Origin of the sequence: Streptomyces torulosus (assembly GCF_001419765.1) — a bacterium.
In the GTDB taxonomy this organism is placed as follows: domain Bacteria; phylum Actinomycetota; class Actinomycetes; order Streptomycetales; family Streptomycetaceae; genus Streptomyces; species Streptomyces torulosus.
The window spans coordinates 1-23,375 of the sequence record NZ_LIRK01000179.1 but is presented as its reverse complement, the minus strand read 5'-3'; the positions used below and the strand labels follow the sequence as shown (position 1 = coordinate 23,375).

Here is a 23,375-nt window from a genome sequence, read left to right as displayed (position 1 = left end):
GCGTGGACCAGTGATGCCGGTACATGGAGTACACCGCTCGCCGGTGATCGGTTCCCGACGGGTGCGCGAGGCGGTGGCCGACCGCCGCGGCGGCGGTTCCGCAGGCTTGCTGACGTCCCCTCACAGCCGCTTGACCCCCTTGATGCGGCCCGCGCGGGCCGCCCGTGAGCGTGCCGCCCTCATGCGCAGGCCGCCGCGCTGGCTGCCGATGCGCAGGCCGGTGCCGGAGGAGAGCCAGCCTGCGGAGACGTCGGCGGCCTTGGCCGCGTTGTTGGTCTCGGCGAGCGGGTCGTTCTCGGCGCGCCGGGCGAGCGCCATGATGCCGGGGACGACGAACGGCGCGAGCAGCAGGTCGTAGAGCGCGGCTGTGAACAGCAGGCTGGGCAGGCCGACGTGGCGGGCGGCGTCGTCGCCGACGAGGGCGCCGACCCCGGCGTACAGCAGGGTGGCGCCGAGCGCGGCGACGACGACCACGACCATCGGCCCGGTGGCGGACTTCAGGCGGCCCGTCTCGGGCTTGGCGAGGCCCGCGAGGTAGCCGATGACGCAGAGGACGAGGGCGTACCGTCCGGCGGCGTGGTCGGCGGGCGGGGCGAGGTCGGACAGCAGTCCGGCGCCGAACCCGATGAGGGCGCCGCCGACGTGGCCGTACACCAGGGCGAGGCCGAGGACGGTAAGGAGCACCAGGTCGGGTACGGCGCCCGGCAGATGGAGTCTGGCGAGGACGCTCACCTGGATCACCAGGGCGACGATCACCAGGGTGGTGGAGAGCAGCATCCGGTTGAAACGCATGAAAAGGTCAGCTCCTACTGTCCTACGTCTACTGCTCTTGCTGCCCGTCGGCACCGTCGCCGGGTTCGTTCGCGCCCGGGGTGACGGTGACCGTCACGGTCGGCCGCGGAGTGGGCTTCGGTTTGTCCGGGAGCACCGTGTCGCGCGGGTCCTTGCGGGGCGGCTGGACGACGACGCCGACGATGTCGAGCTGGGTGAAGGCGACGTACGGCTTGACGTAGATGGTGCGGGTGAGGTCGCCGCCGGAGGGGTCGACGCGGGAGACGACGCCGACGGGGACACCGGGCACGAACGGCTTGTCGGCCTGGGAGCCGAAGGTGACGAGGCGGTCGCCCGCCTTCACCTTGGCCTTGCCGTTGAGGAGTTCGACGCGCAACGGGCGGTCGCCCTGGCCGGAGGCGAAGCCGAGTTCGTCGGTGGCCTCCATCCGGGTGCCGACGGTGAAGTCGGGGTCGTTGGCGAGGAGGACCGTCGCGGTGTTCGGGCCGACGGTGGTGACGCGGCCGACGAGTCCGTCGCCGTTGAGGACGGTCATGTCGCGGGTGATGCCGTCGTTGGTGCCGATGTCGATGGTGACGGTCCAGGAGAAGCCCTGGGCCGCTCCTATGGCGATGACCTCGGCGCCCTTGATGCCGTACTGGCCGCCTGCGGCGCTCTTGAGCATCTTGTCGAGCTGGCGCACCCTGCTGCGGTTGCGGTCGCCGCTGCCGAGCGACGCCTTCAGCTCCGCGTTCTCCTTCTCCAGGGCGGCGAGGCGGTCGTGGCGGGACCCGGATGCGCGGACCGCGCTTATGGCGTTGCCGATCGGGTCGACGGCGGTCGACACCCCGTCCTCGATCGGGCCGAAGACGGTGGCCGCGGCACGTCGGGCACCGTCGACCGGTGAGTCCTCCCCGCCGCGGATGTCCACCGTGATCAGCGCGAACGCTACGGCGATCAGCAGCACCAGGAGCAGCCGGCTCTCTCGTGTGTCCCTCACGTGCGGCGGCCGTGCCTTCCTCATAGGAATTCGACAGGAATTGGGGAATTCGGGTAGCCCCTGGGATTCCCTGGGACGGGAACCGGAGGGGCGCTTTGTGGAGCTTATGCCGCAATATCAACGATCCGCCGTACGAGAGGAGATCGTCTCGTACGGCGGAATCGAAGTGTTACGTCATCTGCGGGGCTGGGCGTCGAGCACCTGCTGCAACGCCTCGAACTCCTCGACGCACTTGCCGGAACCGAGCGCCACGCTGTCCAGCGGGTCCTCGGCGATATGGATCGGCATACCGGTCTCACGGCGCAGCCGCTCGTCCAGTCCGCGGAGCAGGGCACCACCGCCGGTGAGGACGATGCCGCGGTCCATGATGTCGCCGGAGAGTTCCGGCGGGCATTTGTCGAGGGTCGTCTTCACGGCATCCACGATGGCGTTGACGGGTTCTTCGATCGCCTTCCGCACTTCCGCGGCGGAGATGACGACGGTCTTGGGCAACCCGGACACCAGGTCCCGGCCGCGGATTTCGGTGTGCTCGTCAGCGTCGAGGTCGTACGCCGAACCGATCGTGATCTTGATCTGTTCGGCTGTCCGCTCACCGAGGAGGAGGCTGTACTCCTTCTTGATGTGCTGGATGATCGCATTGTCCAACTCGTCGCCCGCGACGCGGATGGACTGGGCGGTGACGATGCCGCCGAGGGAGATGACCGCGACCTCCGTGGTGCCGCCGCCGATGTCCACCACCATGTTGCCCGTGGCCTCGTGGACCGGCAGGCCGGAGCCGATGGCCGCGGCCATGGGCTCCTCGATGATGTGCACCTGACGCGCGCCGGCCTGGGAGGACGCCTCGATGACGGCGCGCCGCTCGACACCGGTGATGCCGGAGGGCACGCAGACGACGACCCGGGGCCGGGCGAGATAGCGCCGCTTGTGGATCTTCAGGATGAAGTAGCGGAGCATGCGCTCGGTGATCTCGAAGTCGGCGATCACACCGTCCTTCAGCGGACGTACGGCAACGATGTTGCCGGGTGTCCGGCCGATCATCTTCTTCGCTTCCGCGCCGACCGCGAGGATGCCACCGGTGTTGGTGTTGATCGCGACGACGGACGGCTCGTTCAGTACGATCCCGCGACCCCTGACGTACACCAGCGTGTTGGCGGTCCCGAGGTCGACAGCCATGTCACGGCCGATGAACGACATTGAGTTCCCCATCAGGATTCGTCTGGCCTTCCCTGGTAGAGCGCTGAGGGCTTTTGAGTGCGTTTCAGGGCTTTTCCGGGTCGGCGAAGTGGGTGCTGTGACGTGAAGGCTTACATCGTAGTCTCGCCCGCACGAACACTGCGCGAGGGTCTTCGCCATTGTGGGCATGCGATGCGCCGCCTCGCCTGTGGAGACGAGCCATCGGGGGTGCGCGTTCCCCCGATCGCCACGCATATGCCGTTGAACTGCCGTGTTTTCGGCGGTTCGGCAGGTCGGGCGGGGAGTGGGCCGTGTGGGTGGTGGCCGGATACCGCGGTGGGACAAGGACGGTGGGGGCGAGCGGACGTCACCGCCCCCGCCGCCGCGAAGAGTACTACGCCCGACCGGGGAAGAAGATCTTGACCTCACGCTCGGCCGACTCCTCGGAGTCGGAGGCGTGGATGAGGTTCTCGCGGACGATGACGCCGTAGTCACCACGGATGGACCCGGGCGCCGCGGCGATCGGGTCGGTCGGACCGGCCAGCGCCCGTACGCCCTCGATGACGCGCTCGCCCTCGACGATCAGCGCCACGACCGGACCGGAGGACATGAACTCCACCAGCGGCTCGTAGAACGGCTTGCCCTTGTGCTCGCCGTAGTGCTGCTCCAGGGTCTCCTGGTCCAGTGTCCGCAGTTCCAGCGCGGTGACGCGCCAGCCGGCCTTCCGCTCGATTCGGCTGATGATCTCGCCGGTCAGGCCACGCCGGACGGCGTCGGGCTTGAGGAGAACGAGGGTGCGCTGGCTCACGGTGGTGACTCCTTCATTCACAGGCGTGCGGAGCTCAGAGGCTACAGGGCGGGCCCGACCGGGCGTTACGCAGCGTCAGGAGGCCTGGGCCGCGAACCGCGCCTTCGCCTCGTCGATCTTGCGGCCGAAGTGGACGGACGCCCACCACAGGGCCGCGAACAGCGCGCCCAGGAAGAACATGGTCGGCACGAAGAAGCCGGACAGGATCAGCGCGATCTGCAGCGCCCAGCCCAGTTGGACTCCGCCGGGCCGGGTGACCAGCCCGCACAGCACGACGCACAGGAACATGGCGACACCGCTGACCGTCCAGACCGTCGACATGGCCAGGTCCGGGTCCTTCATGGCGACCAGCCCGGCGAAGCCGATCACGAAGAACTCGCCGATCAGGGTGGAAGCACACAGGGTACGCATGGGTGAGATCAGCCCTTCCCCAGCAGCAGTCGGGCCTCGCCGACGGTGATGACGGAACCGGTGACGAGGACACCGGCGCCCGCGAACTCGCCCTCCTCCTCGGCGAGCGTGATCGCCGCCTCCAGGGCGTCCGGCAGCCTCGGCTCGACCTGGACGCGCTCGTCGCCGAAGACCTCCACCGCGACCGCCGCCAGCTCGTCGGCGTCCATCGCGCGGTGGCTGGAGTTCTGGGTGATCACGACCTCGGCGAAGATCGGCTCGAAGGCCTCCAGGACACCCCGTACGTTCTTGTCGCCGCTCGCGCCCACGACCCCGATGAGCCGGCTGAAGTCGAACGCCTCACCGACCGCCTCGGCCGTGGCCAGCGCGCCCGCCGGATTGTGCGCCGCGTCCAGCACGACGGTCGGGGAGCGCCGTACGACCTCCAGCCGGCCCGGCGACGACACCGACGCGAACGCCTTGCGGACCGTCTCCGCGTCCAGCGGTTCCGGCCGCTGCGACCCGACGCCGAAGAACGCCTCGACGGCGGCCAGGGCGACGGCCGCGTTGTGCGCCTGGTAGGGGCCGTGCAGCGGGAGGTACACCTCGGGGTACTCGCCGCCGAGGCCGCGCAGGGTGAGCATCTGTCCGCCGACGGCGACCTGCCGCGAGACGACCCCGAACTCCAGGCCCTCACGGGCCACGGTCGCGTCGACCTCCACGGCCTTCTTCAGCATCACCTGCGCGGCGTCGACCGGCTGCTGCGCCAGGATCACGGTCGCGTCCTGCTTGATGATCCCGGACTTCTCCACGGCGATCTCGGCGGGCGTCGAGCCCAGCCGGTCCGTGTGGTCCAGGTCGATGGGGGTGATGACGGCGACGTCCCCGTCGATGACGTTGGTGGCGTCCCAGGAACCGCCCATCCCGACCTCGACGACGGCCACGTCGACCGGCGCGTCGGCGAAGGCGGCGTACGCCATGCCGGTGAGCACCTCGAAGAAGGAGAGCCGGTACTCCTGGGAGCCGTCCACCATCTCGACGTACGGCTTGATGTCCTGGTACGTCTCGACGAACCGCTCGGCGGAGATCGGGGCGCCGTCCAGGCTGATGCGCTCGGTGATCGACTGGACGTGCGGGGAGGTGTAGCGGCCGGTACGCAGGTCGAAGGCGCCCAGCAGGGCCTCGACCATGCGGGCGGTGGAGGTCTTGCCGTTGGTGCCGGTGATGTGGATCGAGGGGTACGACCGCTGCGGCTCGCCGAGGACGTCCATCAGCGCGGCGATCCGCTGGACCGACGGCTCCAGCTTGGTCTCGCCCCAGCGGGTCGCGAGGTCGGCCTCGACCTCGCGCAGCGCCTTGTCGACCTCCGGGTCGGCGGGCCGCGACGGTACGTCGGACTGGGGGGCGCCGCCCTGCGCACGCAGGGTGCGGCTGCCGGCCTCGATCACCGCGAGGTCCGGGTCACGGTCCGTCTCGGCGGCGATGATCTCCTCGAAGGGGTCGATCGGGTCGGGCTGCTGCTCACTGCGTTCGCTCACGGGGCCCAGTCTACGGACCGGGCGCCCATGAGCTCGGGGGTACCCGCTGCTGCGCGGCCGCGGGTCGTGGACGGCCGGTCGCGCAGTTCCCCGCGCCCCCTGTGTCCGGCGGTCACACCCTGTTCGGCTGCGGGCAGTCGTGCCGCTGGGGCGGCACGGGTGGGCGCAGGCGGCGCCTCGTGAGCGCCGAGTGGCGCGGCCCGCCCCGGCAAGCGGAAACCCCCGGTGCCCAGGAGCACCGGGGGTCTTCGTTGCCTACCAGCGGTTACGCCTGCGGGAGGCGGTCGAGTTGGGCGGTGATGCGGGTGATGTCCTCGTCTGCCTTGGCGAGGCGGCCGCGGATCTTGTCGACCACCTGGTCCGGGGCCTTCGCGAGGAACGCCTCGTTGCCCAGCTTGGCCGTGGCCTGGGCCTTCTCCTTCTCGGCGGCGGCGAGGTCCTTCGCGAGCCGCTTGCGCTCGGCGGCGACATCGATCACACCGGAGAGGTCCAGCGCGACCTCGGCCCCGGCCACCGGCAGGGTCGCCGTCGCCGAGAAACCCTCGCCCTCGGGCTGGAGGCGGAGCAGCTGGCGGATCGCCGCCTCGTGCGGGGCGAGCGCCGTGCCATCGAGGGTGAGGCGGGCCGGGACGCGCTGGCCGGGCTGGAGACCCTGGTCGGCGCGGAAGCGGCGGACCTCGGTGACGACCTGCTGGACCAGTTCGATCTCCCGCTCGGCGGCGTCGTCGCGGAAACCGCCCGGAGTGTCGGCGCCTGGAACGAAGACCGCCTTCGGCCAGTCGGCGACGACCAGGGACTCACCGCCGGTCAGCGTCGTCCACAGGGTGTCCGTGACGAACGGGACGATCGGGTGCAGCAGCTTCAGGGTGACGTCGAGGACCTCGCCCAGGACCCGCTTGCTGACCTCGGCCGGCTCGCCGCCCGCCTGGAACGTGGTCTTGGACAGCTCCACGTACCAGTCGAAGACCTCGTCCCACGCGAAGTGGTAGAGCGCCTCGCTGAGCTTCGCGAACTGGAAGTCCTCGTAGTACGCGTCGACCTGCTCGATCGTCTCGTCGAGGCGGGTGAGGATCCAGCGGTCGGTCGCCGACAGCTTCGACGCGTCCGGCAGCGGGCCCTCGACCGTCGCGCCGTTCATCAGCGCGAAGCGCGTGGCGTTCCAGATCTTGTTGGCGAAGTTGCGGGAGGCCTGGACCCAGTCCTCGCCGATCGGGACGTCGGTGCCCGGGTTGGCGCCGCGCGCCAGGGTGAAGCGGAGCGCGTCGGAGCCGTACTTGTCCATCCAGTCGAGCGGGTCGACGACGTTGCCGAAGGACTTCGACATCTTCTTACCGCGCTCGTCGCGGACCAGACCGGTCAGCGCGATGGTCTTGAAGGGGACCTCGCCGTCCATCGCGTAGAGGCCGAACATCATCATCCGGGCGACCCAGAAGAAGATGATGTCGTGGCCGGTGAGCAGGACGTCGGTGGAGTAGAACTTCCGCAGGTCCTCGGTCTGTTCGGGCCAGCCGAGCGTGGAGAACGGCCACAGGCCGGAGGAGAACCAGGTGTCGAGGACGTCGGTGTCCTGAGTCCAGCCCTCGCCGGTGGGCGGCTCCTCGTCGGGGCCGACGCAGACCGTCTCGCCGTTCGGGCCGTACCAGACCGGGATGCGGTGGCCCCACCAGAGCTGGCGGGAGATGCACCAGTCGAACATGTTGTCCACCCAGTCGAAGTAGCGCTTCGACATGTCCTCGGGGTGGATCTTGACCCGGCCGTCGCGGACCGCGTCGCCGGCGGCCTTGGCCAGGGGCGCGACCTTGACCCACCACTGCATCGACAGCCGCGGCTCGACGGTCGTCCTGCAGCGGGAGCAGTGGCCGACGGAGTGGAGGTACGGACGCTTCTCGGCGACGATCCGGCCCTGCGACCGCAGGGCGCCGACGACGGCGTCGCGGGCCTCGAAGCGGTCCTGGCCGAGGAAGGGGCCGTGGACGGTGATGACACCGTGCTCGTCCATGATCGTCATGGACGGCAGGTTGTGGCGCTGGCCGATCGCGAAGTCGTTCGGGTCGTGCGCCGGGGTCACCTTGACGGCACCCGTGCCGAACTCCGGGTCGACGTGGGTGTCGGCGACGACCGGGATGGTGCGGTCGGTCAGCGGGAGCTTGATGTGCTTGCCGACGAGGTGCTTGTAGCGCTCGTCGTCGGGGTGGACGGCGACGGCGGTGTCACCGAGCATCGTCTCGGCACGGGTGGTGGCGACGACGAGGCTGTCCTCGCCCTCGCCGTACCGGATGGAGACCAGCTCGCCGGCGTCCTCCTGGTACTCGACCTCGATGTCGGAGATGGCCGTCAGACAGCGGGGGCACCAGTTGATGATGCGCTCGGCGCGGTAGATCAGCTCGTCGTCGTAGAGGCGCTTGAAGATGGTCTGGACAGCCTTGGACAGGCCTTCGTCCATGGTGAACCGCTCGCGGTCCCAGTCGACGCCGTCGCCGAGGCGACGCATCTGGCCGAGGATCTTGCCGCCGTACTCCTGCTTCCACTGCCAGACGCGCTCGACGAACTCCTCGCGGCCCAAGTCGTGGCGGGACTTGCCCTCTTCGGCGAGCTGCTGCTCGACCTTGTTCTGCGTGGCGATACCGGCGTGGTCCATGCCGGGGAGCCACAACGCCTCGTAGCCCTGCATGCGCTTGCGGCGGGTCAGGGCGTCCATGAGGGTGTGCTGGAAGGCGTGGCCGAGGTGCAGGCTGCCGGTGACGTTCGGCGGGGGGATGACGATGGTGTACGCGGGCTTGTCGCTCTTGGCGTCGGCCGCGAAGTAACCCCTCTCTACCCAGCGCTCGTACAGCGTCCCCTCTACATCGGCCGGCGCGTACTGGGTCGGCAGATCGGTGGCGGGCGCTGGAGGCTGCTGCTGAGCGTTCTCGGTCACACGCTCAGTTTAGGGGTGTGAACCTGCTCGGCGAAAACGCCTTACTTCCTGCCTTCTGTCACCCTCGGGCGATAGGGCCGAAGCCCGGCCAGTACCGGATGAGGTAGCGGCTCCGCCGTCGTGGACCACAGTGCTTCCCGCAAGGGAGCGGCAGCATCATCAGCGTCGGCTGGTGCGACGGCGCCGATGGCCCGGTTCCGGGCACTACTACGTGCTTCACGCCTCCGCCCCGCACCAGCACGCGCTTGTGCCTGTTGGTGGAAGCCATGGCGTTCCCGCTGTTCGGACGACCAGCCGGGTTGGGCTCGTAGATACTTCACCTGCATCTTGGTGCCGGGTGAGACCGGGACGAAGGTCCCGTCATTGACGGCGAGGGTGTGGATGTTCACCCCGCCCACCGCGTCCCTGTGCAGCACCAGGGCGCAGTCCGTGTTCACGCAGACGTATGTACGCCCTCGCACTTTGCGGCGGCTCAGGCAGTAGGGGCAGGTCTGCGAGGAGTTCGCTTCGCTGATGTGCTGGATCGGCAGCCCGGTTTTGTAGGCGAGTTGGCGTTCCCGAACCCCGCGCTCCCATGGCGACAGCTGCTGCCGGGTCGAGCGTGAGGCGCGACGCCGCTTCTCTGTGTTCCTCTCGATTCCACGGACATCGCCAACGACGAGTCGCGCCACCACTTGGACCCCCGCGGGAGCTTCCCGCTGGTGTTCCGCCACCAGGTCGCGGATGAACCGGTTGGCCTTCGCGGTGACCTGGTGATGGAAGTCGCGCAGACGACGGTCGGCCTTCGCCTTGAGTTTCCTCCTCGTCTCTGCCAACTTGCCGTGCCGACGCGAGCCGACGCGGCAACGGGAAATCTTGGATTGCAGCCGGGCTGTGCCCTTCTTGCGCGCTTGCTTGGCCGCACGACCGCCGCGCCCGTTGAGCACGAGAGCTTCGTAGCCGCCGTCAGGAGCGACGGTGGCCAATGTCATGGTGTTGATGATGCCTTCGTCTACCGCGATGGTCACCACGCGCACCTCTTCGCCGGTTTGATCTCCCCCTGTCGCCTCGATGCGCTAGGCAGACGGTCATCAAGGGAGCGATAGGAGATGTGTAGCGCCCACCCATGAGCCGCGCTGCTCCAGCACAGTTCCATCTCGCCCCAACGGTCCGGTGTGACCACCAGACCGAGCCTGTCGACGAACTCCGGCACCGGCAACACGATCCGCTCCCGGGACTTACCCAACGACAGGACCAGACGAGCCTGGTCCTTGACCTTCCAGCCGAAATGGGCGGTGAACACAAGGGGCCGGTAGCTCTTCTCCCGCCAGGGGAACTTGACGCCGCTGATCCCTTGCGCCTTGTCCGTCCGCGCCAGGGAGATGGCATCCGCCAGGTCATAGGCAACGGCCTGGGCCGTGTGGGCATGAAGTGGCCGCACCTCTGCCGGCAGAGAGGTGACGTGACGCCGGATGTCTTCCCGACCAAGAGACCGACCCGCCGCCCACTCCTCACGAACCCAGGAAAGCGTGCCCACAGCAGTGCCGAGGCATGGCATGCCGCGTGCGCCCGTTCATGCTCCGCTCGCTTCAGCCAGACCGGAACCACCGCAGTCAGAACCCGCAGCCGAGCGCCAGTGCTCCCCCCGCCCACTCCCCACCCCTCCTCGCACACAGGCTCCAAGGCCGCATGAAAGTACGACCACAACCACCCAACGTCGCGCCGTGGAATCAGGTCACGGGCAAGGCCCCACCTGTAACAGGCGTGTAGTGAAACCCGGGGAGTCGGTAACGGTGTGACCCCCGGTGCGGGGCGCCCATCGAGTTTGCGCCAGGATGTCAGGAACACATAAGCATCTGGAGGGGAACCCAGAACATGAGTCACAACCAGCCGGGCCCGTACGGCGGGCAGCCCCAGCAGCCCGGGCCGTACGGTCAGCCGGGCCCCTACGGCCAGCAGCAGCCGCAGGCCGCCCCCCAGCCCGGCTACGGCTACCCGCAGCAGGCGCCCCCGCAGCAGCCGGGCTACGGGTACCCGCAGGCCCACCAGGGTGTCCCGCCCCAGACTCCGCCCTACGGCCAGCCGCAGGCCCCGTACGGCGGCCAGCCGGGCTACCCGACCGTGGCCCAGCCCCCGGTGGCCCCCGGCGGTGGCGGCAAGAAGGTCGGCATCATCCTGGGCGCGGTCGCCGTGGTCGCGGCGGTCGCGGTCGGCGCGTACTTCGTCTTCGGCGGAGGCGGCAGCGCGGACATCGCGGACGACGGCCCGCACAAGCTGACTGCGCCCGAGACCGTGCTCAGTGAGTACAAGAAGGGCAGCGACTCCGACGACGGGATGACCGACGAGGAGCTGAAGAAGGCCGAGGGCTTCGGCATCAAGAACCCCAAGGACGTCAGCGCCAGTTACCAGGCCGGTGACAAGAACAACCCCTTGTCCGGGAAGGCGATCACGTACGGCGGCGTCTACGGCGAGATCGAGGACCCGGAGAAGGCCGTCGACGGGTTCCTCGCCCTCCAGAAGGAAGAAGCCGAGAAGAACGACGTCACCTTCGTCGGTGAGCCCGAGGAGTACACGCCCGACTCACTGGACGGCGCCATCCTGAAGTGCCAGAAGGCGAAGGGGAAGCTGGACGAGAGTGCCACCGGGAGCGGCGGGCCGAGCGAGATGAACCTCGTCTACTGCGTCTGGGGCGACTACAGCACGCTCGGTTTCGTGATGCCCATGGAGTACGCGGACCTCGCTGCGGGCAAGTCGACGGACCCGAACGAGGCGGCCGACATCACGGCCAAGCTCCGCAAGGAAGTCCGCGTCGCGGCCTGACGACTTCCTCGGACCTGGGAAGGGCACCCCGCTCGGGGGTGCCCTTCCGGCGTATCTGCTTCTCCCGCGCTCATCGCGGATCGGACGCCGGCCGAGCTTCAGGCCAACGTGCAAGCCCTGTTTGCGTGACCGGCCGCCACACCGACGTCCTGCAGCTTGACTATGCAAACGGGATTGAACCCGATGACACTGTGATAACCGCATGCGCTGGTCACCACCGGGCCTACTCGGTACCCCTTGCCCTTGAGGTACTCGACGCAATCGAATGCGTCAGCATGCGCCGTGCCCGCCGTGACCACGGGCATGACCCCCGCCGCCGCGACCACGCTGAGCACTGCCAGGAAACGCCTTGCCTTCAACGTCAGAATCCTTCCGTTCATGGTCTCGGGGTGGTCGGCCCCGAAGCGGACAGAAGATCACTTGAAGTGCCCATGACGCCAGCGAATACATGGCGCCTGGCCGGATCTCGTCGCAGAACAACGCAAGAGGGCACCCGAGGCGATGCTTCGGGTGCCCTCTTCTGTACGTGCCCGGCGGTTACGCCGTCTTCTGCTCGCCCGATCCCCGGCCGCGTGCGTCCCTCGGGATCAGGGTCGGGTTGACGTTGGAGTGGACCACGTCCGCTGTGATGACCACGCGGGCCACGTCCTTGCGGGACGGGACCTCGTACATGACCGACATCAGGACCTCCTCCATGATGGCGCGCAGGCCGCGCGCGCCCGTCTGGCGGAGGATGGCCTGGTCGGCGATGGCCTCCAGGGCCTCGCGCTCGAAGTCGAGCTCCACACCGTCGAGTTCGAAGAGGCGCTGGTACTGCTTCACCAGCGCGTTGCGCGGCTCGACCAGGATCTGCAGGAGCGCCTCGCGGTCCAGGTTGTGGACCGAGGTGATGACGGGCAGACGGCCGATGAACTCGGGGATCATGCCGAACTTGACCAGGTCCTCGGGCATGACGTCCTCGAACTGGTCCTTGGACTCCAGCTCCCGCTTCGAGCGGATCGTCGCGCCGAAGCCGATGCCCTTGGCGCCCGCCCGCGACTCGATGATCTTCTCCAGGCCGGCGAACGCACCGCCCACGATGAACAGGACGTTCGTCGTGTCGATCTGGATGAATTCCTGGTGCGGGTGCTTGCGGCCGCCCTGGGGCGGGACCGAGGCCGTGGTGCCTTCGAGGATCTTGAGCAGGGCCTGCTGCACACCCTCGCCGCTCACGTCCCGCGTGATCGACGGGTTTTCACTCTTCCGCGCGACCTTGTCGATCTCATCGATGTAGATGATGCCGGTCTCGGCCTTCTTGACGTCGTAGTCGGCCGCCTGGATGAGCTTCAGGAGGATGTTCTCGACGTCCTCGCCCACATAGCCGGCCTCCGTCAGCGCCGTCGCGTCCGCGATGGCGAACGGGACGTTCAGCATGCGGGCCAGCGTCTGGGCGAGCAGGGTCTTGCCGGAGCCGGTGGGACCGAGCAGCAGGATGTTGGACTTCGCCAACTCGATGGCGTCCTCGCGGCTTTGACCGCCGCCGTTCTCGCCGGCCTGGACGCGCTTGTAGTGGTTGTACACCGCGACCGACAGGGCCTTCTTGGCGGCCTCCTGGCCGACCACGTACCCCTCGAGGAACTCGTAGATCTCGCGGGGCTTCGGGAGCTCCTCCCAGCGGACCTCACTGGTCTCCGCGAGTTCTTCCTCGATGATCTCGTTGCAGAGGTCGATGCACTCGTCGCAGATGTACACACCGGGCCCTGCGATGAGCTTCTTGACCTGCTTCTGGCTCTTGCCGCAGAACGAGCACTTGAGCAGATCGCCGCCGTCACCGATGCGTGCCACGGTGTGCTTCCCCTTCGCCTGGGAGACGACTGGACGATTGGAATCCAGCGGCTCCTGGTGCTGCCTTATGTCGACGGTACCTTGCCGGGCCCCCCGTTCGGGCCCCCCTTGGCACGGTTCGCTTTGACGTGCACCTTGTCGTGCACTGGGTCAAACGGTGCCAACCATGCCAAGGGGCGGCGAACAATACAGGCTTTCCGCCGTCAGCGGACGTCCGCGTTGTTCATCTTCCGCGTCGAGATGATCTGGTCGATCAGACCGTACGAGAGCGCGTCCTCGGCCGTGAGGATCTTGTCGCGCTCGATGTCCTCGCGGATCTTCTCGATCGGCGTGGTGGAGTGCTTGGCCAGCATCTCCTCCAGCTGCGCACGCATCCGGAGGATCTCGTTGGCGGCGATCTCCAGGTCGGAGACCTGACCGCGGCCGGTCTCGCTGTACGGCTGGTGGATCAGCACCCGCGCGTTCGGCAGCGCCATGCGCTTGCCGGGCGTACCGGCGGCCAGCAGGATCGCCGCGGCGGAGGCCGCCTGGCCCATGCAGACCGTCTGGATGTCCGGCTTCACGAACTGCATCGTGTCGTAGATCGCGGTGAGCGCCGTGAAGGAGCCGCCGGGGCTGTTGATGTAGACCGAGATGTCACGGTCGGGGTCCATCGACTCCAGGCACAGCAGCTGCGCCATGACGTCGTTGGCGGAGGCGTCGTCGATCTGGACGCCGAGGAAGATCACCCGCTCCTCGAAGAGCTTCGCGTACGGGTCGTACTCGCGGATGCCCTGCGAGGTGCGCTCGACGAAGCGCGGGATCACATAGCGGGACTCGGCCGTGGGGCCGGTGTACTGGGAGCTCGCACGGTCGTAGAGGTCGCGGCCGGGAAAGTCGTTCACTGTGGGTCTCCTGGAAGCCTGAGAGGGGCTGAGGCGGTCGGCTGGGGCTTTCGGGGGGTGCGGGTCGGCTGCCGCCGGGCTGCGCGCCGTCGTACGTCCGTGACGGCCGTCGTACGGCCGCTGTACGCCCCGTACGGGGCCCGGAGCCGGTCCTTCCGCCGCAGGCCCTCCTACGGGCTCCTGCGGCGTCCGGACGCGGCCGGGCTCGCGTACGGCGACGCGCGGCGCGGCGGGTGCCGTTACGCCTGCCCGGCCCCGGTGCCGCCGCCGCCCGGCATGCCGGCGGCCGTGGCGATGACGTCGTCGATGAGGCCGTACTCCTTGGCCTCGAAGGCGTCGAACCAGCGGTCGCGGTCCGAGTCGCGGGTGATCTGCTCGACCGACTGGCCGGTGTGCTGCGACGTGAGCTCGGCCATGCGCTTCTTGGTGTGCAGCAGCCGCTCGGCATGGATCTTGATGTCCGAGGCCGAGCCGGCGAGGCCGGCGGAGGGCTGGTGGATCAGGATCTCGGCGTTCGGCAGCGCGAAGCGCTTGCCGGGGGTGCCCGCGCTGAGGAGGAACTGACCCATCGAGGCCGCGAGGCCCATGGCGATGGTCACCACGTCGTTCTTGATGTACTGCATGGTGTCGTAGATCGCCATGCCGGCCGTGATCGAACCGCCCGGGCTGTTGATGTACAGGTAAATGTCCTTGTCCGGGTCGGCGGCAAGGAGCAGCAGCTGTGCGGTGATCTTGTTCGCGATGTCGTCGTCGACCGGCTGGCCGAGGAAGATGATCCGCTCGTTGAGCAGCCGGTTGTAGACATGGTCGCCGAGGCCACCGCCGATGGAAGGTTCGCCGGCGGCGGAGGGCATCAGATTCGTCACGTATCCACCTGCTCGTCTTACGACGGCGCCGGGCCGTCTCACGTTTCCCTGCGGGGGCCTCCGGCGGTTTCGCCGAGTGCTCCGGCCCCGTATTCATGGACCCTAACGCGGAGGCTCCGCCGGGGAATCCCGCAAAGGGAACTGTTCGCTGTCAGCGCATGCGCTCCGCTGCGGGAACAGGGGCGCCGTGTCACCCCCGGCCCCCTGGGGCGGCTGCCCTGCCGTACGCGAAGAGGCCCCGGAGCACGTGCTCCGGGGCCTCTTCGTGCGGATCAGAGGGGGTACGAGGCTCAGGCCTCGTTCTTCTCCTCGGCGGAGCCCTCGGCCGCGGCCGGGGCCTCCTCCGTGGCCTCGGCGGAGCCCTCCGTGGTCTCGTCCTCGTCCTCGTCGTCGAGGTCGACGAGCTCGCCGTTGGTGTCCTTGACCGTGGACGCCTCGACGACCAGGGCCAGGGCCTTGCCGCGGGCGACCTCGCCGACCAGGAGCTGGACCTGGTTGTTCTGGACGACGGCCTGGGCGAACTGGTCGGGGGACATGCCGGAGGAGGCCGCGCGCCGCATGAGGTGCTCGGTGAGCTCCTCCTGGTTGACGTTCAGCTTCTCCTTGGCGACCAGCTCGTCGAGGACGAACTGGGTCTTGATGCCCTTGACGGCCGCTTCCTTGGTCTCGGCGTCGAACTCCTCGACCGTCTTGCCCTGGATCTCGAGGTACTTCTCGAGGTCGAGGCCCATCTGGCCGAGCTGGTGGTGCTCCAGGTTGTGCTTGCGGGTGTTGATCTCGTCCTCGAGCAGCTTCTCGGGGACGGGCACCTCGACGAGCTCCAGCAGCTTCTCCAGGACGCGCTCCTGGGCCTGCGTGGCCTGGTCGTACTGCTTCATGTTCTCCAGGCGCTTGCGGCTGTCCGCGCGCAGCTCCTCGAGGGTGTCGAACTCGGAGGCGAGCTGAGCGAACTCGTCGTCCAGCTCCGGCAGCTCACGGGCTGCGACCTGGGTGACCTTGACGGTGACCTCGGCCTCCTTGCCCGCCGCCGAGCCGCCCTTCAGCTCGGAGGTGAAGGTGGCCTCGGCCCCGGGCTCCAGGCCCTTCACGGCGTCGTCGATGCCGTCGAGCAGCTCGCCCGAGCCGATCGTGTAGGAGACGCCCTCGGCGACGCCGTCCTCCAGGACCTCGCCGTCGACCTTGGCCTGCAGGTCGATCGTGACGACGTCGCCGTCCTCGGCGGCCCGCTCGACCGGGGAGGTCGAGGCGAAGCGCTCACGGAGCTGCTCGACCGCCTTGTCGATGTCCTCGTCGGTGACCTCGACGGCGTCGACCTCGACCTCGATGCCGGAGAAGTCCGGGATCTCGATGGTCGGGCGGACGTCGACCTCGGCGGTGAAGTTCAGCGTCTCGCCGTCCTTCAGCTCCGTGATGTCGACCTCGGGCTGGCCGAGGACGTTGAGCTCGGCCTCGTTGACCGCCTCGGTGTAGAACTTCGGAAGCGCGTCGTTGACAGCCTCCTCCAGCACGGCGCCGCGACCGAACCGCTGGTCGATGACCCGGGCCGGGATCTTGCCCTTGCGGAAGCCCTTCACCGTGACCTGCTGGTTGATCTTCTTGTACGCCGCGTCGAGGCTGTCCTTGAGCTCCTCGAAGGGCACCTCGACAGTGAGCCGAACCCGAGTCGGGTTCAGGGTCTCCACGGCGCTCTTCACGGTTCGGTCTCCTTGTGGCTGACTTCTTGGGGTTCTGCTGGGCCCCCTGCCGGATCCGGCAGAGCCTCAGCGGATTCGCGGCCCTTGAGAGACGTGAGAGTGCAGACACACGGGCGCGCAGCTTGCATAGTAACCGCAGGCGGTACACGCCCCAAAAGGTGATCTTGAGACACCGGGTGCCCCGCGGGTCGTGCCCTGGCAGGCCCCGGCCGGTCGGCCCGGCGGGTTCCGGCTGGTGGTCGGGGTGGCGGGATTTGAACCCACGGCCTTCCGCTCCCAAAGCGGACGCGCTACCAAGCTGCGCCACACCCCGTCTGGTGCGACACGTAGGGTACATGTCCCGGGCCAGGGGAGCCGCCGTATTTGCCGAGTACGCGGGCGCGTGCGCGGGCGGGCGCGCGGGGCGGGCCGGAAGGGGTGTGCGGCGAGGGCGCCCGACCCGCTACGATGCCTTCAGTGCCGCGGTCTCCCGACCTGCGGCGCGACCTGTGCGGGCGTAGCTCAATGGTAGAGCCCTAGTCTTCCAAACTAGCTACGCGGGTTCGATTCCCGTCGCCCGCTCCACCGGCCTCCGGCCCGGTTTCGAGGGACTTCCTCGGAGCCGGGCCGGAGGTCTTTTCGCGCGTCATGCGCGACGGCGGCGCCGTCGCGGCGCCTCGCTAGAACTGGATCGAGTTGATCGTTTCCGCTATCGAGTTCAGGAAGCGTTGGATGTCGTCGGCCATGCCGGTGGAGGCGAGGAAGAAGCCGAAGAGGATGGCGACGACGGCCGGGCCGGCTTTGATCGTCCCGCCTCTCATCAGGACGATGAGGATGATCCCCAGCAACAGAACCACTGACAGCGAAATGGCCACAACAGATCACACCCTCGGTCGGTCCGCACTCCCGGCCCGGGGCGCCGACCCCACGCGCACCCCGCCAGAACCATCGTGCCACCAACCTGGCCGTCCTATGCGGCAGGTGAGGCAACGTCGGCCACAGTGACGCGGATCCGCGGGCGCGCCCACGACCGGCGAGAGGGTGCCGGGAGTGAATTCACGGTGATCGTTTCCGTGCACACACATCCCGTTCGCAGGTAATTCGAATTGTTGCCACAGACACATCAAGGGCGGTGCGGAGAACGGGAATTAACCGGACATTCCGCCGGAGTCGCCCGAGCATGTTATGCACCGTTTAGTCCGGATGTATACGGACAGAAGGGTCCTGTGTCATGTCACTTCGGTGCACGGACAGTGACGCTCTGACTGACGCTCACTTCGCCGAATCCCGGGTACCCGGAGAGGACACGCACTCACCAATACGGGATTAACGTCGATGGTTTTACTGACTCGCACAGACAACGCTAGGGTGCCTCAGATGTTCACCGCTGCCTCGTCCCCCCCTTGCGCAGCGAGTGCTCGGACCGGCCCGCGTCGTTCACGGCGGGAGGGTCTGTGACGAACTCGCTGCGACCGCATGGCCACACCAGCGCGCCGCTCCCCCCGGCCCAGTCGTCGGCGGACGGAGTGCCGAGTCCGCGCTCGCTGAAGTCCTCGTCCCCCCACCCGGCCACGAGCGCCGCGTCCCCGGACACCAGACCGGCCAGACAACGCGACGCGTTCTTCGACAACGCCAAGTACCTGGCCATCGTGCTCGTCGCGATGGGCCACGCCTGGGAGCCGCTGACCGACCACAGTCGCGCCGCCGAGGCGCTGTACATGGTCGTCTACACCTTCCACATGCCGGCGTTCATCATCATCTCCGGCTATTTCTCCCGCAGTTTCGACATGCGTCCCGACCGGCTGCGGCGGCTGGTCACCGGCATAGCGGTGCCGTACGTGCTGTTCGAGATCGCGTACTCGGTCTTCAAGCGGTACGCCGACGACGACCCGTCGCACCCGATCAGCCTGCTGGACCCCTGGTACCTCACCTGGTTCCTGATCGCGCTGTTCGTCTGGCGGCTGACGACGCCGCTGTGGAAGGTCGTGCGCTGGCCGGTGCCGCTCGCGCTCGCCATCGCGGCGCTCGCCTCCGTGTCGCCGGACATCGGTGACGACCTCGACCTCCAGCGCGTCCTGCAGTTCCTGCCGTTCTTCGTGGTGGGTCTGTTCATGAAGCCGGCGCACTTCCAGTTCATGCGCCGCCGTGAGGTGCGGATCCTGTCCGTGCCGGTGCTGGCGAGCGCGCTGGCGATGGCGTACTGGCTGGGCCCGGACATGAACTCGGCCTGGTTCTACCACCGGGACAGCGCCCAGGAGCTGGGTGCGCCGTGGTGGGCCGGTGTCGTGATGACCTTCGCACTGTTCGGCTGCTCCATGGTGCTGACCACGTGCTTCTTCGCCTGGGTCCCCCGGCGCAAGATGTGGTTCACCGTGCTCGGCGCGGGCACCCTGTACGGCTATCTGCTGCACGGGTTCCTCGCGAAGGGCTCGCGCTTCTGGGACTGGTACGACCTCAACGCGTGGATCTACCAGCCGCTCGGCGAGCTGTTCGTAACCTTCTTCGCGGCCGCCGTCATCACCGTGCTGTGCACGCCGCCGGTGCAGCGGATGTTCCGGTTCGCGATGGAGCCGAAGATGGAGTGGGCCTTCAAGCGGGACGCGACCGAGCTGGCCCGCGAGCGCGGGAAGGCCGGCGCGAGGACCTGACTCTCAGCCGTCCTGCTCGTCCCCGACCTCCTCGGTCGCCGGTTCGTCCGGCAGGCCGAGGAGGTTTCGCATGCGGGCGTACTTGTGGGTCAGCCGGGCCCGGGTGAACTCGTCGAGGACGGCCAGGCGGGCCGGGTTCGCGTTGTGGGCGAGGTCGGACTGTTTGACGAGGACAGCGCCCGGGGTGGCGAGGATGCGCGCGGCGTACGCCTCCGGGGCCTCTCCGGGGCGCTTGGTGAGGGCCAGCACGATGTTCTTCGTACGGGCGGTCAGGGGGGCCTCGGCGAGCCAGTCCTCGGTGAGGGCCTCGTCCTCGATGGCGTCGTGCAGCCAGGCCGCGGCGATCTGGTCCTCGTCACCGCCGCGGGCGGCCACACCGTGGGCGACCGCCTGGAGGTGCTCGGCGTAGGGGCGGCCCGCCTTGTCGGTCTGGGCGGCGTGGGCGCCGCGGGCGATGGCTTCGATGTCCGCGAGGGAGAGGGGCATGAGGTGGGCTCCTGTGGTGTGTCGAGCGAGCGGGATCCCGGTGGCCGGTTCGCCCGGTCCCGCGGCCCCTGGTGGCCGGTTCGCCCGGTCCCCGCGCCCCTCGGGGGGCGCGCCCTGTCACTTCGGGGCCGTGGGGCCCTCTCGGCAGATCAGGAGCAGGGCCCGGTCGTCGTTGACGTCCTTGGCCACCGCTTCGATGAGGTGCCAGGCGGCGCCGTGGAAGCCGCCGGGGACGTAGCGGTCGGCCTCGCCGGTGAGGCGGTCGATGCCCTCGACTATGTCGCGGTCGGAGGTCTCGACGAGGCCGTCGGTGAACAGCATGAGGACGTCGCCGGGGCGCAGCGAGCCCTTCACGGGGTCGAACTGGGCGCCGTCGTAGACGCCGAGGAGCGGGCCCTCGGCTGCCTTCTCCTCCCAGCGGCCGGTGCCGGCGCTGAGCTGGAGGCCGGGCGGGTGGCCCGCGGAGAAGAGTTCGTAGTCGCCGGAGTCGAGGTCGAGGACGAGGTGGATGGAGGTCGCGAAGCCCTCGTCCCAGTCCTGGCGGAGGAGGTAGCCGTTCGCCGCCGGGAGGAACGCGTGCGGTGGGAGCGATCCCAGCAGGCCGCCGAAGGCGCCGGAGAGGAGGAGGGCGCGGGAGCCGGCGTCCATGCCCTTGCCGGAGACGTCGGTGAGGACGACTTCGAGGGTGCGGCCGCCGTTGGTGCGGGCCGCGACGACGAAGTCACCGGAGAACGACTGGCCGCCGGCGGGGCGCAGCGCCATCTCGCGGTGCCAGCCGGCGGGCAGCTGCGGCAACTTGCTCTGCACCCGGATGCGTTCACGGAGGTCGAAGAGCATGGTGCCGCCGCGTCGCCAGGGGACGCCGACGCGGCTGCGGAACTGGGCGATGAGCAGGCCGAAGAAACCGCAGGCGGCGACCACGAGCACGATGCCGGGTGTCACTCTCGCCGGGCCCTCGGTGTAGGGGCCGAGCTTCACGGACTCGATGATCAGCGCGGTCGCGGCGGCGGCGTACAGGCCGAGCAGGCTGGCGGGACGCAGCAGGAGCCCGCCCGCGACGATGGGCAGGACGAGCGCGGCGGGCGAGAACCACACCGGGTCGATCATGGTGAGCATCGCGATGAGCGGGATCATCAGCAGCAGACCGGCCAGGGCGACCCAGTCGGAGCCGTCGCCCCGGAAGTAGTCGACGGCGGATTTGCGCACGCCGGTGCGGACCCGGTGAACCAGCTTCTTCATCCGGGCCGTGAACGTATCGGCCGCCGCGCGCCGCTCTCGTCCTGCTGCCATTGTTCGGGACCTTATCCATCGGACCAGCCCCTGTGCACAGGAGGTCCTACTTGTCCCCCTTCCGAGGGCCGGTTCACGACGAATCTCACACAGATCTCACACGGGAGCCGTCCTGCGGCCCCCGCGCGGCACCTGTGAAGGATCCCACGATGTCCCCGTGCGGCATGGGGAAATTAACTCGCTCGTAACGAAGGGCGCTGCTACGCATGGCACATGACGACTGAGCTGCGGGCGCTGGGCAAGGACGACTGGAATGTCTGGTACGCGAACCTTCTGCGGGCCTTCGGGGGGATGCGGGCTGCGGCCGAGGAGCGCGACCTCGACGAGTCGCTCCTCGACTACGGCCGTGCGCTCGGCGCCTGGGACGGCGGCCAATGCGTGGGAACGGCCGGGGCGTTCGACTTCCGGATCACCGTTCCCGGTGGTGCGGCCGTCCCCGCGGCGGGCGTGACGATGGTGGGTGTCGCGGCCACGCACCGGCGGCGCGGGGTGCTGACGTCCATGATGCGGCGGCAGTTGGCGGATGTCCGCTCGTGGGGCGAGCCGCTGGCCGTGCTGGTCGCGTCGGAGCCGGCGATCTACGGCCGGTTCGGGTACGGCGTCGCCACGCATCGGCTCGGTGTCGAGGTCGACACCACGCGGGTCCGGCTGTCCGTACCGTCCGGCACCGACGACGTACGGCTGCGGTACGCCGACCCGGCCGAGGCCCTCGACGCCTGTGAGGCGGTGTACGCGCGCCGGGTGCCGGAGCGGCCGGGGATGCTGGTGCGGCGGCCGGGCTGGGAGCAGGTGGAACTGCTCGACACGGACCGGCACCGGGCGGGCGGCTCGCCGTTGCAGTGCGTGGTGGCGGAGCGGGACGGGGACGAGGGGCTCGTCGGGTACGCGCGGTTCCGGGTCAAACCGGACTGGGGGCCGGGCGGGGCCGCGGGGGTCGTCCGGCTGAGCGCGCTGGAGGCGGTGGATCCGGCCGCGCACGCCGCGTTGTGGCGGTTCCTCCTCGACATCGATCTGACGTCGTCGGTCGTCGCGTACCGGCGGCCCGTGGACGAGCCGTGGCTGCACATGGTGTCGGACGTCCGGCGGTGCGGGCTGCGGGTGCAGGACGATCTGCATGTACGACTCGTGGACGTCGGGGCGGCGTTGGGGGCACGGACCTATCAGGCCCCGGTGGACCTGGTGTTGGAGGTCGAGGACGCCTTCTGCCCCTGGAACGAGGGGCGTTGGCGGCTGGTCGGCGACGCGCGGGGGGCGAGTTGCGAGCGGACCGAGCGGGCCGCCGATCTCGCTCTCTCCGTACGGGAGTTGGCGTCGGCCTATCTGGGCGGGGTGAGCCTCGCGTCGCTGGGTGCGGCCGGGCGCGTGTGGGAGCTGCGGCCGGGGGCGCTCGCGGAGGCGTCCGTCGGATTCTGCTCGTCGACCGCGGCGCCCTGGTTGCCGCACTCGTTCTGAGGTCGGGCGCCCTTCTGCGGAGTCAGCGGTGCTGGCAGGTGGGGCACCAGAAGAGGTTGCGGGCGGCGAGATCGGCGGTGCGGATCTCGCCGCCACAGATGTGGCAGGGCAGGTGAGCCCTGCGGTACACGTACACCTCGCCGCCATGGTCGTCGACACGGGGCGGGCGGCCCATGGCCTCCGGGGTGTGTTCCGGGCGGACGCTGTCGATGCGGTTGTTGCGGACGCCCTCGCGCATGAGGGCGACGAGGTCGGCCCAGATCGCGTCCCACTCCGCCGCGGTGATGTCCCGGCCGGCGCGGTAGGGGTCGATGGCGTGCCGGAACAGGACCTCGGCGCGGTAGACGTTGCCGACGCCCGCGATGATCTTCTGGTCCATGAGGAGCGCGGCGATCGTCGTACGGCTGCGGGAGATCCGGGCGTACGCGAGGGCCGGGTCGGCGTCCGGGCGCAGCGGGTCCGGGCCGAGGCGGGCATGGACGGCCTGCTTCTCGGCGTCTGTGATCAGCGCGCAGGTCGTGGGGCCGCGGAGGTCCACGTACGACATGTCGTTGCGCAGGCGGAGGCGGACGGTGTCGGTCGGCGGGGGCGCCGGCGTGGGGCCGAGGTCGACCTTGCCGAAGAGGCCGAGGTGGATGTGGACCCAGTCCTCCGCGTCGGGGGCGCCGAAGTGGAGGAAGAGGTGCTTGCCGTGGGCTTCGGCGGCTGTGAGGGGGGTGCCGTCGAGGAGGGCGGCGGCGTCGGCGAACTTGCCCTGGGGGCTGGTGACGTGGATGGCCGTGCCGTTGCCGAAGCGGGAGAGGTAGTCCTCGGCCAGGCGATGAATCGTGTGGCCTTCCGGCACGGGGCCCTCCGG

Annotated in this window: 21 protein-coding genes and 2 tRNA genes; 4 read left to right on the top strand and 19 right to left on the bottom strand. The window is 69.0% G+C overall.

What is annotated here, in order from left to right; all coding sequences use genetic code 11:
• Positions 1 to 120: 120 nt before the first annotated feature.
• From mreD to AOK23_RS12830, 9 genes are all read right to left on the bottom strand, one after another.
• A complete protein-coding gene (mreD, locus tag AOK23_RS12865) occupies positions 121 to 792 on the bottom strand; it encodes a rod shape-determining protein MreD (RefSeq protein ID WP_055712846.1) in 672 nt (223 codons plus the stop codon).
• Positions 793 to 820: 28 nt separating this feature from the next.
• The gene (mreC, locus tag AOK23_RS12860; protein ID WP_055712845.1) at positions 821 to 1,771 is read right to left on the bottom strand and encodes a rod shape-determining protein MreC; all 951 of its coding nucleotides are present in this window, start codon (positions 1,769 to 1,771) and stop codon (positions 821 to 823) included.
• A 174-nt stretch (positions 1,772 to 1,945) separates the two neighbouring features.
• Positions 1,946 to 2,965, bottom strand: a complete 1,020-nt coding sequence (locus AOK23_RS12855; RefSeq protein WP_004931372.1) for a rod shape-determining protein — start codon at positions 2,963 to 2,965, stop codon at positions 1,946 to 1,948.
• A 373-nt stretch (positions 2,966 to 3,338) separates the two neighbouring features.
• Positions 3,339 to 3,752, bottom strand: a complete 414-nt coding sequence (ndk, locus tag AOK23_RS12850; RefSeq protein ID WP_055712844.1) for a nucleoside-diphosphate kinase — start codon at positions 3,750 to 3,752, stop codon at positions 3,339 to 3,341.
• A gap of 75 nt (positions 3,753 to 3,827) precedes the next feature.
• Positions 3,828 to 4,163, bottom strand: coding sequence for a DUF4233 domain-containing protein (locus AOK23_RS12845; RefSeq protein WP_055712843.1), 336 nt, complete (start codon positions 4,161 to 4,163; stop codon positions 3,828 to 3,830).
• Between the two features lie 8 nt (positions 4,164 to 4,171).
• Positions 4,172 to 5,680, bottom strand: a complete 1,509-nt coding sequence (gene folC / locus AOK23_RS12840) for a bifunctional tetrahydrofolate synthase/dihydrofolate synthase (protein ID WP_055712842.1) — start codon at positions 5,678 to 5,680, stop codon at positions 4,172 to 4,174.
• Positions 5,681 to 5,945: 265 nt separating this feature from the next.
• Positions 5,946 to 8,597 carry a valine--tRNA ligase gene (locus AOK23_RS12835; protein WP_055712841.1) on the bottom strand — a complete coding sequence of 884 codons (2,652 nt, stop codon included), beginning with the start codon at positions 8,595 to 8,597 and terminating at the stop codon, positions 5,946 to 5,948.
• Positions 8,598 to 8,638: 41 nt separating this feature from the next.
• Complete coding sequence (locus AOK23_RS44900) at positions 8,639 to 9,604, bottom strand: zinc ribbon domain-containing protein (protein WP_157878018.1); 966 nt, start codon at positions 9,602 to 9,604, stop codon at positions 8,639 to 8,641.
• Positions 9,601 to 10,113 (bottom strand): hypothetical protein, encoded by a 513-nt coding sequence (locus AOK23_RS12830; RefSeq protein WP_157878017.1) that lies wholly within the window; start codon positions 10,111 to 10,113, stop codon positions 9,601 to 9,603. The genes AOK23_RS44900 and AOK23_RS12830 overlap by 4 nt, the downstream gene beginning before the upstream one ends.
• Before the next feature lie 338 nt (positions 10,114 to 10,451).
• On the opposite strand from AOK23_RS12830, the gene AOK23_RS12825 reads away from it, so the two are divergent.
• The gene (locus AOK23_RS12825) at positions 10,452 to 11,396 is read left to right on the top strand and encodes a hypothetical protein (protein WP_055712839.1); all 945 of its coding nucleotides are present in this window, start codon (positions 10,452 to 10,454) and stop codon (positions 11,394 to 11,396) included.
• A 98-nt stretch (positions 11,397 to 11,494) separates the two neighbouring features.
• Here AOK23_RS12825 and AOK23_RS12820 read toward each other — a convergent pair whose 3' ends face one another.
• The 6 genes from AOK23_RS12820 to AOK23_RS12795 form a co-directional block, all read right to left on the bottom strand.
• Positions 11,495 to 11,776, bottom strand: coding sequence for a hypothetical protein (locus AOK23_RS12820; protein WP_157878016.1), 282 nt, complete (start codon positions 11,774 to 11,776; stop codon positions 11,495 to 11,497).
• Between the two features lie 157 nt (positions 11,777 to 11,933).
• Complete coding sequence (gene clpX / locus AOK23_RS12815; protein WP_055519445.1) at positions 11,934 to 13,220, bottom strand: ATP-dependent Clp protease ATP-binding subunit ClpX; 1,287 nt, start codon at positions 13,218 to 13,220, stop codon at positions 11,934 to 11,936.
• Positions 13,221 to 13,423: 203 nt separating this feature from the next.
• Entirely contained in the window at positions 13,424 to 14,104 is a 681-nt protein-coding gene (locus AOK23_RS12810; protein ID WP_055712837.1) for an ATP-dependent Clp protease proteolytic subunit, read from the bottom strand.
• Positions 14,105 to 14,343: 239 nt separating this feature from the next.
• Positions 14,344 to 14,958 carry an ATP-dependent Clp protease proteolytic subunit gene (locus tag AOK23_RS12805; RefSeq protein WP_055519442.1) on the bottom strand — a complete coding sequence of 205 codons (615 nt, stop codon included), beginning with the start codon at positions 14,956 to 14,958 and terminating at the stop codon, positions 14,344 to 14,346.
• A 302-nt stretch (positions 14,959 to 15,260) separates the two neighbouring features.
• Positions 15,261 to 16,664, bottom strand: coding sequence for a trigger factor (tig, locus tag AOK23_RS12800; protein WP_055712836.1), 1,404 nt, complete (start codon positions 16,662 to 16,664; stop codon positions 15,261 to 15,263).
• 236 nt (positions 16,665 to 16,900) lie between these two features.
• Positions 16,901 to 16,977, bottom strand: a tRNA-Pro gene (locus tag AOK23_RS12795).
• Positions 16,978 to 17,154: 177 nt separating this feature from the next.
• On the opposite strand from AOK23_RS12795, the gene AOK23_RS12790 reads away from it, so the two are divergent.
• A tRNA-Gly gene (locus tag AOK23_RS12790) sits at positions 17,155 to 17,228 on the top strand.
• A gap of 95 nt (positions 17,229 to 17,323) precedes the next feature.
• Here the strand turns inward: AOK23_RS12790 and AOK23_RS12785 are convergent.
• Entirely contained in the window at positions 17,324 to 17,518 is a 195-nt protein-coding gene (locus tag AOK23_RS12785; RefSeq protein ID WP_055517972.1) for a hypothetical protein, read from the bottom strand.
• A gap of 579 nt (positions 17,519 to 18,097) precedes the next feature.
• Here AOK23_RS12785 and AOK23_RS12780 point away from each other — a divergent pair.
• Positions 18,098 to 19,291 (top strand): acyltransferase family protein, encoded by a 1,194-nt coding sequence (locus AOK23_RS12780; protein WP_055712835.1) that lies wholly within the window; start codon positions 18,098 to 18,100, stop codon positions 19,289 to 19,291.
• A 3-nt stretch (positions 19,292 to 19,294) separates the two neighbouring features.
• Here AOK23_RS12780 and AOK23_RS12775 read toward each other — a convergent pair whose 3' ends face one another.
• Together AOK23_RS12775 and AOK23_RS12770 are read right to left on the bottom strand one after the other, a co-directional pair.
• Positions 19,295 to 19,777 (bottom strand): HD domain-containing protein, encoded by a 483-nt coding sequence (locus AOK23_RS12775; protein ID WP_055712834.1) that lies wholly within the window; start codon positions 19,775 to 19,777, stop codon positions 19,295 to 19,297.
• A gap of 117 nt (positions 19,778 to 19,894) precedes the next feature.
• Positions 19,895 to 21,067, bottom strand: a complete 1,173-nt coding sequence (locus AOK23_RS12770) for a PP2C family protein-serine/threonine phosphatase (protein WP_055712833.1) — start codon at positions 21,065 to 21,067, stop codon at positions 19,895 to 19,897.
• A gap of 213 nt (positions 21,068 to 21,280) precedes the next feature.
• Between AOK23_RS12770 and AOK23_RS12765 the strand changes: the two genes are divergently transcribed.
• Complete coding sequence (locus AOK23_RS12765) at positions 21,281 to 22,519, top strand: GNAT family N-acetyltransferase (protein ID WP_055712832.1); 1,239 nt, start codon at positions 21,281 to 21,283, stop codon at positions 22,517 to 22,519.
• A 22-nt stretch (positions 22,520 to 22,541) separates the two neighbouring features.
• Here the strand turns inward: AOK23_RS12765 and AOK23_RS12760 are convergent, their stop codons facing one another.
• Complete coding sequence (locus AOK23_RS12760; RefSeq protein ID WP_055712856.1) at positions 22,542 to 23,363, bottom strand: Fpg/Nei family DNA glycosylase; 822 nt, start codon at positions 23,361 to 23,363, stop codon at positions 22,542 to 22,544.
• Positions 23,364 to 23,375: the final 12 nt, after the last annotated feature.

Coding starts and splice junctions, on each gene's coding strand:
- AOK23_RS12820 (WP_157878016.1), bottom strand. CDS start 11,776: ATGAACGGAAGGATTCTGACGTTGAAGGCAAGGCGTTTCCTGGCAGTG.
- mreD (WP_055712846.1), bottom strand. CDS start 792: ATGCGTTTCAACCGGATGCTGCTCTCCACCACCCTGGTGATCGTCGCC.
- AOK23_RS12845 (WP_055712843.1), bottom strand. CDS start 4,163: ATGCGTACCCTGTGTGCTTCCACCCTGATCGGCGAGTTCTTCGTGATC.
- AOK23_RS12805 (WP_055519442.1), bottom strand. CDS start 14,958: ATGCCCTCCGCCGCCGGCGAACCTTCCATCGGCGGTGGCCTCGGCGAC.
- AOK23_RS12770 (WP_055712833.1), bottom strand. CDS start 21,067: ATGGCAGCAGGACGAGAGCGGCGCGCGGCGGCCGATACGTTCACGGCC.
- AOK23_RS12855 (WP_004931372.1), bottom strand. CDS start 2,965: ATGTCGTTCATCGGCCGTGACATGGCTGTCGACCTCGGGACCGCCAAC.
- AOK23_RS12775 (WP_055712834.1), bottom strand. CDS start 19,777: ATGCCCCTCTCCCTCGCGGACATCGAAGCCATCGCCCGCGGCGCCCAC.
- AOK23_RS12765 (WP_055712832.1), top strand. CDS start 21,281: ATGACGACTGAGCTGCGGGCGCTGGGCAAGGACGACTGGAATGTCTGG.
- AOK23_RS12825 (WP_055712839.1), top strand. CDS start 10,452: ATGAGTCACAACCAGCCGGGCCCGTACGGCGGGCAGCCCCAGCAGCCC.